General features: G+C 55.1%; 9 protein-coding genes. 6 read left to right on the top strand and 3 right to left on the bottom strand.

Annotated elements, in window-relative coordinates:
* Positions 1 to 3: 3 nt before the first annotated feature.
* Positions 4 to 888 (bottom strand): SPFH domain-containing protein, encoded by an 885-nt coding sequence (locus ABWV47_RS18040; RefSeq protein ID WP_353314418.1) that lies wholly within the window; start codon positions 886 to 888, stop codon positions 4 to 6.
* A gap of 128 nt (positions 889 to 1,016) precedes the next feature.
* Here ABWV47_RS18040 and tgt point away from each other — a divergent pair, with 128 nt between their 5' ends.
* From tgt to ABWV47_RS18010, 6 genes are all read left to right on the top strand, one after another.
* On the top strand, positions 1,017 to 2,147 hold the full coding sequence (tgt, locus tag ABWV47_RS18035) for a tRNA guanosine(34) transglycosylase Tgt (RefSeq protein WP_353314416.1): 1,131 nt from the start codon (positions 1,017 to 1,019) through the stop codon (positions 2,145 to 2,147).
* Between the two features lie 299 nt (positions 2,148 to 2,446).
* Positions 2,447 to 3,274, top strand: coding sequence for a DUF1444 domain-containing protein (locus ABWV47_RS18030; protein ID WP_353314414.1), 828 nt, complete (start codon positions 2,447 to 2,449; stop codon positions 3,272 to 3,274).
* A gap of 302 nt (positions 3,275 to 3,576) precedes the next feature.
* The gene (lon, locus tag ABWV47_RS18025) at positions 3,577 to 5,979 is read left to right on the top strand and encodes an endopeptidase La (protein ID WP_353314412.1); all 2,403 of its coding nucleotides are present in this window, start codon (positions 3,577 to 3,579) and stop codon (positions 5,977 to 5,979) included.
* A gap of 290 nt (positions 5,980 to 6,269) precedes the next feature.
* Positions 6,270 to 7,565, top strand: a complete 1,296-nt coding sequence (locus tag ABWV47_RS18020) for an SDR family oxidoreductase (RefSeq protein ID WP_353314410.1) — start codon at positions 6,270 to 6,272, stop codon at positions 7,563 to 7,565.
* Positions 7,562 to 8,029 (top strand): DUF2269 family protein, encoded by a 468-nt coding sequence (locus ABWV47_RS18015; protein ID WP_353314408.1) that lies wholly within the window; start codon positions 7,562 to 7,564, stop codon positions 8,027 to 8,029. Before ABWV47_RS18020 ends, ABWV47_RS18015 begins: the two co-directional genes overlap by 4 nt.
* 206 nt (positions 8,030 to 8,235) lie before the next feature.
* Positions 8,236 to 9,489, top strand: a complete 1,254-nt coding sequence (locus ABWV47_RS18010; RefSeq protein WP_353314406.1) for an ATP-grasp domain-containing protein — start codon at positions 8,236 to 8,238, stop codon at positions 9,487 to 9,489.
* Between the two features lie 498 nt (positions 9,490 to 9,987).
* Here the strand turns inward: ABWV47_RS18010 and ABWV47_RS18005 are convergent, their stop codons facing one another.
* Positions 9,988 to 10,221, bottom strand: coding sequence for a hypothetical protein (locus ABWV47_RS18005; protein WP_353314404.1), 234 nt, complete (start codon positions 10,219 to 10,221; stop codon positions 9,988 to 9,990).
* A 10-nt stretch (positions 10,222 to 10,231) separates the two neighbouring features.
* Positions 10,232 to 13,897, bottom strand: a complete 3,666-nt coding sequence (locus ABWV47_RS18000) for a vitamin B12-dependent ribonucleotide reductase (RefSeq protein WP_353314402.1) — start codon at positions 13,895 to 13,897, stop codon at positions 10,232 to 10,234.
* Positions 13,898 to 13,949 lie beyond the last annotated feature (52 nt).

Here is a 13,949-nt window from a genome sequence, read left to right as displayed (position 1 = left end):
GTTTTATCCTTTCAGAAGTTTGAAGGCATCGCCAAAGGCTTCGAGCGCGGCGGCTGGCAGCACAATGGTCTGTTTGCCCTCACCCTTGCCAAGTGCGTTCAGCGCCTCAACCTGCTTGAGCGCCACTTGGTATTGCGCCGCCTCAATGCCGTTCTCTTTGATGGCTTTGGCGACAACCTCGGTTGCATAAGCTTCGGCGTCTGCACTGATACGGCGTGCTTTGGCGGTTTGTTCGGCAGCGTAGAGTTCTGCGTCTGCTTGCAGCTCCACAGAACGTTTTGTGCCTTCCGCTTCGGTGACCTGCGCGCGACGGGCGCGTTCGGCGTTGAGCTGTTGCAGCATCGCGTCGCGGGTGGCCTGATCAAGGTTCACATCGAGGATTTCGGCACGGGTCACTTCAATGCCCCAGTCGTCTACGGCTGTTTCTACGCTTTGCTGGATGGAATCGATCAGGCTTGCGCGATTGGATTGCACTTCGTCCAGATCCATCTTGCCGATGTTGGCGCGCACGATGCCGGCCACAGTGGTGGAGATGGCGCCATCAACATCGCGGATGCGGTAGACCGTCTTTTCTGGTTCAAGAATGCGGTAGAAGACGGAGGTGTCGATCTGCACCAGCACGTTGTCTTTGGTGATTGCGTCTTGGGTGGCGTTGGGCAGTTGGCGTTCCAGGATGGAAATCTGGTGACGCACGACATCCAGAAACGGCACCACAAAGTTGATGCCAGGGCCAAGCACCGAGTGCAGTCGGCCAAAGCGTTCCACCACATGTTTCTCCGATTGCGGCACGATGCGTACGCCTTTCAGCACCACAACAACCAAGAAAACGGCCGCTAGCAAAAGGACGATGTTTTCTGACAAAAGGCTCAAAATAAAGTCTTCGCTCACGACAGACCCCCTCAAAAACGTTGGTATTTCCTTGGGTTGCAATATGGCGGCTGACAGATGTTTTACAAGCCAGAACTGAAGGCGTAAGGAAGGGGAACTTTGTCAAATTTTTCCCGAACAGGTTCCGAATGTCGCAGAAATTCTCATTTTCGCTCAACGCCACAGACGGCAAAGCGCGCACCGGGGTGATCAACACACCACGCGGGGACATCCGCACGCCAGCGTTTATGCCTGTGGGCACAGCGGCCACGGTGAAAGCGATGATGCCAGAGAGCGTGCGCGCGACTGGGGCGGATATTTTGCTCGGAAATACCTACCATTTGATGCTGCGGCCGACGGCTGAGAGGATCTCAAATTTGGGCGGCTTGCATAAGTTCATGAACTGGGAGCGGCCGATCCTGACAGACAGCGGCGGTTTTCAGGTGATGAGCCTCGCTGAATTGCGCAAGCTGACAGAGGAAGGCGTGACGTTTAAGAGCCATATTGATGGGTCCAAACACGCGCTGACTCCCGAGCGGTCGATGGAGATCCAAAAGCTGCTCGGCAGTGACATTGTCATGTGCTTTGACGAATGCCCGGCGTTGCCTGCGGATCGGGATCGGATTGCCGAGAGTATGCGGTTGTCCATGCGGTGGGCACAGCGTTCGCGTGATGCCTTTGGAGATCGGCCCGGTCATGCGCTGTTTGGCATTCAGCAAGGCGGGCTGGAGCAGGATTTCCGCGAAGAGAGTGCGGAGGCCCTGAAAGAGATTGGCTTTGACGGTTATGCTGTGGGCGGTCTGGCCGTGGGCGAGGGGCAGGAAAAGATGTTTGGCTGTCTGGATTACGCGCCGGATATGCTGCCGGTGGATAAGCCACGCTATCTGATGGGGGTGGGCAAGCCGGGTGATATTGTCGGCGCTGTGAAGCGCGGCATTGATATGATGGATTGTGTGCTGCCGTCCCGCTCTGGCCGCACAGGACAGGTGTTTACGCGCCGCGGGGTTGTGAACATCAAAAACGCGCGCCATGCGGATGACCCGCGGCCACTGGATGAAGCCTGCACATGTCCAGCCTGTCAGAACTATTCACGTGCTTATTTGCACCACGTGTTCCGCAGCAACGAGATGATATCCGGCATGCTGTTGACGTGGCACAACCTGCACTACTTTCAGCAGATCATGCAGGAGATGCGTGAGGCGATTGCCGCGGGCACCTTTGATGCTTGGGAAAAGCAATTCCACGAGGTGCAGGCGATCGGAGACATCGAGCCGCTGTAAAAACGGCGGTCAACCCATCATTCCTTTGCGCAGCAGGTTCACCCCGGCGAGTACCAACACAAGTAGGGTCAGGCGGCGGAAGCGGTTGGGGTCCAGGTGGTCGTGCAGTCGGGAGCCGATCCGCAAGGCGCGATATCGATATGGTGGTTGGAGCCGCGTGTTGTCCATTGACTGAATTTAACGATCTGGTAATGCTCGCCTTAAGATTGATTTTGCCGTGATTTGGATGAAGAATTCGCTATGATTTTTAGGAAGTTAGTTTGTTTTTCTTAAATATTGAGCGATTGTTTTCGCGGAATATGTGCGCGCTTCTGCTCTTCGCAGCGCTGGCTGCGACAGGGCAATCTGCGGTGGCGGAGGCTGCGCCAATCCAGACATTGGAGGACACCGCCTATGCCGTTTCGACAAGATTGGAGCGTTTTGGCACGGTGGAGATCGACACCGAAAATTGGGCCGTCACACTGACGACAGAGACTGGTGAGCACCAGGTGTTTTTTCCGCACAATTTGGCTGCGCAGCTTCAACAGGAGAGTTCACTTGCGGAGCAAGAGGCGCTGATTGACCGCTATATTATGGTGGGACTGGGCGCCTCTCAGTCTGCCACGTCCGATACCGTTTTGGACAAAGGTGGGTTGCGCTTGTTGGTGCGCACCAGAGATTTTCTTGAGGTCCTCGGAGCGGAGGCACCAACCTTGCCCTTGCCAGGAGAACTGGCGGTTTTTCTGGCCGAAGACAGCCCGGAACATGTTGCGATTGTCACTGCGGACAAGTTGCGGGCAAGCGGGCTCACCCAAACCGAGGCTTTTGGAATCGCTTTGCGCAACACGGATGTTGCCGTTGGCGTGCCGGAGATCACAGGGCAACGTATTTACATGCTGTCGCTGCCCGACGACACCTATGTGGCCAGCCTGCTCGTGGTGCCGCGTGTGTGGGTGCCGTTTGAAGAGGCGTTTGGCGAAGTGGTTGTTGCTGTGCTAGCGCGGGATTTGGTTTTGGTCGTGGACGGTCGCGACGCGAGTGCAGTGGCAGATTTGCGCAAGCTCGCGTCCGATATCGAAGGCGAACTGGCCTATCCGCTCACAAAGCAGCTTTTTGTGCGCAAGAATGGCGTTTGGAAGCTGCACTAGGCGGAATTGCGTTACTGTTCGCAAAAGAAATGATGTCTTGTGGTGCAGATTGAAAGCGCTATCGCTGGATTTTCGAAAGGCGCAGCTCTCTTTCGCGCCGCACAAGCTCGATATTTTTTCGCATCTATCCCTTTTCGCGCCTTGTTCCTCACGCTCTGTAAAGGCATTGTGTGTTCCAACCAACAACACGCTGTTGAAAGCGGAGGCCAGCGGCCCCAAATCAATAAGCCGAGGAAACGGAAAGTGGCCGAGCGGTTGCCAAATATGGGACCGGTGTCGCTTTGCTAATACAAGGAATACTCATGACTGAGCCTCTCAACACGTCTTATCCTGTGCTGCCTCTGCGCGATATTGTGGTCTTCCCACATATGATTGTGCCGCTGTTTGTGGGGCGGGAAAAGTCGGTCCGCGCGCTCGAAGAAGTGATGGCTGACGACAAACAGATCTTGCTGTCCAGTCAGATCGACCCGGCGGACGATGATCCAACGATGGATGGCATCTATCGCGTTGGTGTTTTGGCCAATGTGCTGCAGCTTCTGAAATTGCCCGATGGCACCGTCAAGGTGCTGGTCGAAGGTCAAAGCCGTGTGACAATCACCGACTTCCTCGAAAACGATGACTTCTTTGAAGCGCGTGCGGAACCGTTGGATGAAATGCCCGGCGATGCCGCCACCATTGAAGCGCTGTTGCGCTCTGTTGGCGACGAGTTTGAACGCTATTCTAAGGTCAAGAAAAACATCCCCGAAGAAGCGCTGAGCGCTGTGGAAGAAGCAAGTGAACCTGCGCGTTTGGCGGATTTGGTTGCGGGCCACCTCGGTATCGAGGTGAACGAGAAGCAAGAGCTTCTAGAAACGCTGTCTGTGAGCGAGCGTCTGGAGAAGGTCTATGGCCTGATGCAGGGCGAGATGAGCGTTCTGCAGGTCGAGAAGAAGATCAAGACCCGGGTCAAAACCCAAATGGAGAAGACGCAGCGCGAGTACTATCTGAATGAGCAAATGAAAGCCATTCAGAAGGAGCTGGGTGACGGCGAAGAGGGCGAGGGCGAAATTGCGGAGCTTGAGGACAAGATCGGCAAGACCAAGCTTTCCAAAGAAGCCAAAGAAAAAGCCGATGCTGAACTCAAGAAGCTCAAAAACATGAGCCCGATGAGTGCTGAAGCGACCGTTGTGCGCAACTATTTGGATTGGATGCTGTCCATTCCATGGAACAAGCGTGGCCGGGTCAAGAAAGACCTGAACGCGGCGCAGGCCGTGTTGGATACAGACCACTATGGTCTGGAGAAAGTCAAAGAGCGCATCGTTGAATATCTTGCTGTGCAACAACGTTCAAGCAAGCTGAAAGGCCCGATCCTTTGCCTTGTGGGCCCTCCCGGTGTTGGTAAGACCTCGCTCGGGAAGTCTGTGGCGAAAGCGACCGGACGTGAATTTATCCGTATTTCGTTGGGCGGCGTGCGTGATGAAAGCGAAATTCGTGGCCACCGTCGGACGTACATCGGCTCCATGCCGGGCAAGATCATTCAGGCGCTTAAAAAGGCGAAAACCACCAACCCGCTAATATTGCTCGATGAGATCGACAAGATGGGGCAGGATTTCCGTGGGGATCCAGCATCGGCAATGCTTGAGGTTCTGGACCCTGAACAGAACGGCACTTTTGTGGATCACTACCTTGAGGTGGAATACGATCTGTCCAACGTGATGTTCCTGACCACAGCAAACTCCTACAACATGCCGGGCCCACTGCTGGACCGGATGGAGATCATTTCGCTTGCGGGCTACACCGAAGACGAGAAGCGCGAGATTGCGCGTCAGCACCTGATCGACAAGCAGATCAAGAACCACGGCCTGAAAAAGGGCGAGTTTGAAGTGTCTGATGAGGCGATCCAAGAGATTGTGCGCACTTATACCCGTGAAGCAGGTGTGCGGAACCTAGAGCGCGAGCTAGCCAAGCTGACCCGTAAGGCTGTGACCAAGATTGTCAAAGGCGATGCGGAAACCGTGTCTGTCACAGAGGACAATCTGGATGATTTCCTTGGGGTGAAGAAGTTCCGCTATGGTCTGGCTGAGGACGAGAGCCAAGTGGGTGTTGTCACCGGTCTTGCGTGGACCAGCGTGGGCGGTGATTTGCTGCACATTGAGGGTCTGAATCTGCCCGGCAAAGGCCGTATGAAAACCACCGGTAAGCTGGGCGACGTGATGAAAGAGTCGATTGATGCGGCGTCTTCTTACGTGCGTTCGATCAGCCCGAAAATCGGCGTGAAACCAACGGTTTTTGATAAGATCGACATCCACGTGCACGTGCCGGATGGCGCAACGCCAAAGGACGGCCCGTCTGCAGGTCTTGCGATGGTGACGTCAATTGTGTCTGTGCTGACCGGTATTCCGGTGCGCAAAGACATCGCGATGACTGGCGAAGTGTCCTTGCGTGGCAACGCGATGCCTATTGGTGGTCTGAAAGAGAAGTTGCTTGCAGCCCTGCGTGGGGGCATCAAAACGGTTCTGATCCCTGAGGAGAACGAGAAAGATCTCGCGGACATTCCGGACAACGTGAAAGACGGTCTGGAAATCATCGCAGTGAAGCACGTGTCTGAGGTGCTGAAGCTGGCGCTGACAGAGGAGCCTGAAGCGATTGAGTGGGACGAGGCGGCTGAAGAAGCTGCGGCGGCTGCGCTCAAGAAAGAAGAAAGCGCTGGCGCCACCGCGCATTGATCGTTTCACATTTACCAACAATGAAAAGCGCGTCCCTATCGGTGGCGCGCTTTTTCTTTGAAGCGCTGGGCCAGAGCTTGTTGTATTCCACCTCGACGGGAATTTGATTTTTCTATCTAACTCTTGTCAAAGGAAGGTGAGGGCGCCGGAAAAATAGTCTCAAAGTTACATGTTTTGAGATTGTGATGGGTGCACTTCTATTTCTGGCTTCTGAGCAGAGAAAACGCAGAAGTCTAAGGCTTTTTAGCAATGGGCGGCATGTCGGGTTGCGGAATGGAAAAGGAAACGGAATGCCCAAAGCGATTGTTCTTGGCGGGTATGGCTTGATCGGGCATGCCTGTGTGCGGGCACTTTCCGAGGCGGGCTTTGAGGTTATTGGCGTTGGGCGATCTCTGCGGTCCGCGCGTGTCGCTGCTCCAGCTGCGGAATGGATTATTCGCGACATCCCCACCATCACAACCGAGGAGTGGTTGGTGATGCTCGAAGGTGTCGATGTGGTTGTGAATGCGTCAGGCGCCCTGCAAGACGGCGCAAAGGATGACCTTGAAGCCATACATGTGACGGCGTTGACGCGCCTCGCAGACGCTGCAGCATTGTTGCCCGTGCGGGTTGTTCAAATTTCCGCCGCTGGTGTGACTGAAACGGCCTCGACGGCGTTCTTGCGCACGAAAGCCCAAGGGGACGGAATACTCTCTTCTCGCCTTGAGAACTGGGTTGTCCTGAGGCCCACGCTGGTATTGTCGCATGAGGCTTACGGGGGGACTGCCCTTCTTCGAGCGGCTTCTGCGCTGCCCCTGATCCAGCCTCGTGTTTTGCCAAACGCACAGATTCAGACTGTCTATGTTGGAGATGTTGCCGATGCGGTTGTCGCATCAGCGCGGGGGCAAATACCTTCGGGCACCACGGCGGATCTCACGGAACGTGAGTCTCACAGTTTCCCGGAAGTGCTTGCAAAGGTTCGCAAATGGCAAGGGTGGTCGGACGCGGTTGCTTGTCCGACCATTCCGGCGCGCGTTGTTTTCGCGTTGGGTAAAATTGCCGACTTGTTTGGTCATCTGGGATGGCGTTCACCACTTCGAACCACCGCTCTTGTGACACTTGCGGATGGCGTTTGCGGCGACCCACACGCATGGGAGACAGCCGGCGGTCGCTCTTGTCGATCACTGGATGAAACACTGGCTCTATTGCCGGCAACCCGCCAAGAACGCCTGTTTTCCCGTGCGTACGTCGCGCTCCCCCTCGCAATTGCCACGCTGTCGATTTTTTGGTTTCTATCCGGGTTGATAACGCTCATTGATCCGGCGCGCGCAATGTCGGTTCTGACTGACCGTGTCGTGGCCTCTTGGTTGATTGTCCCAACTGTTTTTGGCGGCGCGGTTGCTGATGTCCTTTTGGGTGTCGCGATCTTGTGGAGACCGTTGACGCGGTATGCCGCGCTGGGAATGCTTGGTCTGTCGAGCGGTTATCTGATCGGCAGTCCTTTTGTCGCGACCGATCTGTGGGCAGACCCGCTGGGGCCCATGGTCAAAGTGCTGCCAGGGATGACGCTTGCGGGCTTGGTATGGCTTATGATGGAAGAACGATGACCTATGAAATCCTGCTCTTTTTGCATGTCCTTGGTGCAACGGTTTTGCTGGGAACCGGAGCGGGAATAGCCTTTTTCATGGTCATGTCCAATCGCAGTAAAGACCCCAAGCTCATCGCGCATGTCGCTGGTATTGTTGTGTTTGCCGATATGGTGTTCACCGCCTCTGCGGCGATTGTTCAGCCCATCACGGGCTACCTATTGGCACGTGAAGTCGGGTGGTCGTTATTGGAAGGTTGGGTTCTTTTGTCGCTCGCGCTGTACATCCTCGTAGGCGCTTTCTGGCTTCCGGTTGTATGGATGCAAATGCAGATGCGCGATCTCGCAATTGCCGCTCAGAGTGCTGGCGTCCCTTTGCCCGCGAGATATCACAAGCTCTACAGTTGGTGGTTCGCGTTTGGGTTTCCTGCTTTCGGGGCGGTGTTGGCCATTGTCTGGCTGATGTTGACAAAACCAAGCTTCTAACACGAGGGCGGGGCCTCCGATTGGGAGAGCTCTTTGCCATGTTTCCAAGTGCAAAATATGCTGTCTGCAGGTGCGCAGAGCGGGGGACCTTTGCCCGCGTAAGCTAGGCGGACTTGGCAAAGGCAAGCCAGTTGTTCCCGTAAAAAGTGCACTGTTCTTTAATCAAATGCTGCGATTCCGGAGGGGTAAAAGAGACAGGAGCCAGAATGGAACCTCAAGAAAGACTCGGCCTCGCCCGTCTAACAAAAATGGCCTTTGAAGGGGTCGATTTGCGCCCATTGCGGAACGAACTGATCAGCGAATGCCACCATGCGCAGGATGCGGACGGCATGTTTATGGACCTTTCCGTGATTGACCAACTTTACGGCAATCAAGAAATGGGTCTGCGGTGGCAAGCAAAAGCACTGGAACGGCAACGGGTGTTTTCGACCAATCGACGGGGCACCGACCAGCCAAAGGTACTGGTGCTTGCAGAGCCGAGTCATGTTGGCGGCAACACACCAATTGAATTTCTGCTGCAAAACTCAGATTTCGAAGTGATCACCTACTATCCGAATCTGGATGGGGATGTGGATCTTCTGCCTGACCATGATGTGGCGTTCTGCGCCGTGCCCACGGATTCTCATCAGGCTGATGCATTTTTCTCGCGGGTGCAGATGTTGACAGACATCGCCAGAACGCGCGCGGTGAACCTTCCGAGAGGCCGCGTAAATCTTGACCGTGATGCTTTGGCTGGGATCTTTTCCTATGTTAACGGGCTCCGCTTACCGAAAACGCAGCGCGTAGAGCGCTTGGACCTCGTTCCGGCGGTTTGCAATGAAGTGGAGTTGAGCCTGTTGCGGTCGGTGGGAACATATCCGTTTATCATCCGTCCTGTTGGCTCACACGCGGGGGCAGGCCTGGAGAAGGTGGAAACGCCTGATGCGTTGCGCCGGTATTTGGCAAGGCAAGGGGCGCTTGAGTTCTTTGTATCAGAGTATGTCGATTACGCATCTGAGGATGGAAATTTCAGAAAGCACCGGATTGTGTTTGTGAAGGGACGGGCCTTTCCCTGCCATATGGCCATCTCCGATCAGTGGGACCTTTGGTATTTGAACGCCCACATGGACGCCTCTGCCGCAAAGCGGGCAGAGGAGGCGGCGTGGATGAACGGGTTTGATGACAGCTTCGTTCTACGTCACAAAGAGGCTTTGGAGGCGCTGACCGATGGTATCGGTCTGGACTATTTTGGCATTGATTGTGCTGAGGACCGAGACGGAAATCTGGTGGTTTTCGAAGCAGACAACGCCCTGATTGTGCATGACATGGATTCCTCTGCTGTGTTCCCCTACAAAAGTTTCCACATGCAGCGCATATTTACGGCGTTTGAGAGCATGCTGATTGCAAGTTGCCGAGATTGTGGTGTTGCGCGTGCCTCAAAGACCCTGAGCACAGTTACTGCCGCGCTGGCAAAGCACTAGGAACTCTGATCAGAAGTGGCTCGGCGCGTTGGTGTCGTGCCACTGTGGAAAGCTAAGTCATACATGCCGCCAGCTGGTGTTGCATGATTGGCGGATTGCGCCTTCGATTATGCATCTTTACGGACGGTTTCTGCTCGCTGCTGACAAGCCGAGAGGCCATGCAATACCGCCATGGACGCAGGGGTGGCATCATGCTGTCGAAAAATGCGTGCGATTTTGGGCATATTGGAAACCGCGGAAAATTTCTGTTTGAAGCGAAACGTGACAGGCGCAGCGTTTGTTGTAAAAAATTGGGGGGCGCGAGGCCCCCCAGTTTCGCCATTCAGGCTCACTCTTAGTTACCGCTCGATGTTTTTTGCCTGCGGCCTGAATGTCGTCGGAGCGAGCGCACCCGCTCCGTGGATCACCACTGTCAGACCGAAGCCTTATCAGTGGGATATTTCGTCGGGGGCCAGAGCCCCCTACCCAGGTCCCCCCGGGATCTCATGGTTTGCCAGATCAGCTGCTTTTGCGTGCGGCGTAAAGCAGATGTTCCGCGTAGTCATTTTGGGTCGCCTCTGAGGCGCCATTTTCGGTTGTCTCGTTGCGTACCTTGCGTGCCCAATCTCCGCTGATCACGATGCGTCCAACCAAGGCGCATTCCTGTGCTGAGCAGGTGTCTGGTGCGCCATTGGTGTTGTCAGCAGGGCGACGCATGTCTGTCTGTTCTGGAAGGCTTCTGCGCTTCTCCACTGATATCTCCTTAGCTGCAGCCTGAGGTTGCGCCGCAAGTGTTGCATTTCATGCAGGTGCCGTTACGCACCAGCGTGTAGTTGCCGCAGTCTCCACATGGATCACCCTCATAGCCCTGCATTTTCGCTTTGGTGCGGGCATTCATTGTGACCGGCGCTGCCACAGCGGAGGTGCTAGTTGCCACGTCTGATACGGATGCACCAGCGGTTTCCGGCACCAAAGTGTTCAAGGTTTTGACAGTATCGGGGATTTCCGCCGATACGCCGCCACCGCCATTAAGAACTACCAGTTCTTGTGGCAAACGCTTGCGCAAATACCCGGTAGAGGAGATCTGTTTGAGCACCTCAAGCGAGCGACTCGCCGCAGTGTCTGACAGCTCTGATACGTTGGAGACACCTTCTTCTTCACCACGTCCCACATCGTCAAATGTGGTCCCTTCGGGCTTGATATGTGCAAGGTCAGTACGGTCGAGATAGGACACGGCCAATTCACGGAAGATGTAATCAAGGATCGAGGTGGCATTCTTGATTGAGTCGTTGCCCTGAACCATGCCAGCAGGTTCAAATTTGGTGAATGTGAAAGCGTCGACAAACTCTTCGAGTGGCACACCGTATTGCAGTCCCACCGACACAGCGATTGCAAAGTTGTTCATCATGGCGCGGAAGCCTGCGCCTTCTTTGTGCATGTCGATAAAGATTTCGCCCAGGTTTCCATCCGAGTATTCGCCTGTGCGCAGGTACACTTTGTGACCGCCCACAACCGCTTTCTGGGTGTAGCCTTTGCGGCGCTCAGGCATCTTCTCGCGGCCGCGTGCCACCTCTTTCACGATGATTTTTTCGACAATCTTTTCGGCCAGAACCTGTGCCTTTTCGTGTGAGGAACCTGATTCGAGGACATCAGCGGCGTCTTCATCGTCCTCCACCAGTGCAGCGGCCAAAGGTTGCGACAGCTTGGAGCCGTCACGGTAAAGCGCGTTTGCTTTGATGCCGAGGGACCAAGACAGCTCATACGCCTTTTGGCAGTCTGTGATGGTCGCGTCGTTTGGCATGTTGATGGTCTTGGAGATGGCGCCAGAGATGAAGGACTGCGCCGCCGCCATCATGGTGATGTGACTGTCCACGGACAGGTAGCGTTTGCCCTTTTTGCCGCAGGGGTTGGCGCAATCAAAGATGTGGTAGTGCTCTTCTTTGAGGTGCGGTGCACCTTCAAGCGTCATCGTACCACAGACGTGGTCGTTGGCGGCGTCGATATCGGCCTTTGTGTAGCCCAGGTGAGACAGCAACTCAAAGGCGGGGTCGTTCAGCTTCTCGGAAGGGATACCCAGCACGTTGGTGCAGAACTCTTCGCCCAAGGTCCATTGGTTGAACACAAACCGGATGTCAAAAGCGGAGCCAAGAGCGGCTTCGACTTTTTCGATTTCATTGGTGGTGAACCCGTGGCCAATGAGAGATGTGTGGTTGATGCCCGGTGCGTTGCCGATGGTGCCATGGCCAACCGCGTAAGACACGATCTCTTCGATCTGTGCGGATGAGTAGCCGATGCCTTCCAACGCCGCTGGAACTGAGCGATTGATGATCTTGAAATAACCCCCGCCAGCAAGTTTCTTGAACTTTACCAGAGCGAAATCTGGCTCAATCCCGGTTGTGTCACAATCCATCACCAGACCAATGGTTCCGGTTGGTGCGATAACCGAGGTTTGTGCGTTGCGGTAACCGTTTTTCTCGCCAAGCTGCAGGGCTTCGTCCCAGCTGGATTTGGCCAACTCTACCAACACTTGGTCGGGGCAGTTGGGGGCGTCCAGCGGCACAGGTTTGACCGCAAGACCTTCGTAACCAGATTTTTCGCCGTAGGCGGCGCGACGGTGGTTGCGAATGACCCGAAGCATGTGCTCGCTGTTGCGCTCATATCCGCTGAAGGGGCCAAGTTCGCCTGCCATTTCGGCGGAGGTTGCATAAGAGACGCCGGTCATAAGGGCGGTCAGCGTGCCACCGAGTGCGCGGCCTTCGTCACTGTCATAGCCATAACCAAGGTTCATCAGCAGACCACCGATGTTGGCATAACCCAGTCCCAGTGTGCGGAAGTCGAAAGACCGCTGCGCAATTTCCTTGGACGGGAACTGTGCCATGGTCACAGAAATTTCCAAGGTAACGGTCCACAGACGGGTTGCGTGCATGTAGTCTTCGGCCTGAAATTTACCGTCCTTCAGGAAGGTCAGCAGGTTCATCGAGGCGAGGTTGCAGGCGGTATCATCCAGGAACATGTATTCCGAACACGGGTTTGAGCCGCGGATTTCGCCATCTTCAGGGCAGGTGTGCCATGCATTGACGGTGTCGTGGTATTGAATGCCCGGATCGGCACAAGCCCATGCGGCATGGCCAACGTCTTCCCACAGATCACGCGCTTTGATGGTCTTAGCGACTTTGCCATCGGTGCGACGGATCAGCTCCCAATCATCGTCGTTTTCGACGGCTTTAAGAAATGCGTCGGTGACACGGATCGAGTTGTTGGAGTTTTGCCCCGATACAGATGCGTAGGCTTCCGAATCCCAGTCTGTGTCATAGGTTGGGAATTCGATGCTGGAGTAGCCTTGTTTCGCGTAATCCAGAACACGTTTGATGTAGGTCTCTGGGATCATGACTTTTTTGGCGTCACGGATCGCCGCTTTTAGACTGTCGTTCGCTTTTGCGTCATAGGCGTCTGCCTCCGCACCATCCCAAGCTTTGATCGCGGCAAAGATACCATTGAGCTTTTGTTCGTGCATCTTGGAACCGGCCACGATGGAGGCAACTTTCTGCTCCTCTTTGACCTTCCAGTTGATGTATTCTTCGATATCAGGGTGATCTGCATCAACAATCACCATCTTTGCTGCGCGGCGTGTGGTGCCGCCGGACTTGATTGCGCCCGCGGCGCGGTCACCGATTTTCAAGAACCCCATCAGGCCTGAGGATTTGCCGCCGCCAGAAAGAGATTCGCCATCTGCGCGCAGGGAGGAGAAGTTGGTTCCGGTGCCAGAGCCGTATTTGAAAAGACGCGCTTCGCGCACCCAGAGATCCATGATGCCACCGTCGCCTACAAGATCGTCGGCGACGGACTGAATAAAGCAAGCATGTGGTTGAGGATGCTCATAGCTTGACTTGGATTTGGTCAGCTTGGCTGTTTTGTAGTCGACGTAATAGTGGCCTTGGGCCGGGCCATCGATACCATAGGCCCAATGCAAACCCGTGTTAAACCACTGGGGGCTGTTTGGCGCTGCGCGCTGGGTTGCCAGCATGTAGCGCATTTCGTCGAAATAGGCGCGGGCGTCTTCTTCGGTGGAGAAGTAGCCACCCTTCCATCCCCAATAAGTCCATGCGCCAGCAAGGCGATCAAACACTTGTTTGGCGCTGATTTCGCCGCCCAGTTCAACATCATCATTGGCAGGTGCAGACCGCCACAGAAATTCAGGGACGCCTTTTTCGCGTACCTTGCGCAGTTTTGCCGGGACACCCGCTTTGCGGAAGTATTTTTGCGCGATCACATCAGAGGCAACCTGAGACCAGCTGTTTGGCACTTCGACGTTTTCTAACCGGAAGACGATGGTGCCATCTGGGTTCCGAATTTCGGACTCCGTGGTCACAAAGTCGAGGTCCGCATATGCGTCCTGTCCGGTCTTGGTGAAACGTCTCTGAATTTTCATGCCGCTGCCTCGTTCCCAGTGCCAATTTTTCGCCGCACCTTCTGTGCGATTG

The sequence above is a fragment of the Shimia sp. NS0008-38b genome, assembly GCF_040370365.1.
Taxonomy (GTDB): Bacteria; Pseudomonadota; Alphaproteobacteria; order Rhodobacterales; family Rhodobacteraceae; genus Shimia.
This window is presented reverse-complemented; position numbering and strand designations above follow the sequence as displayed.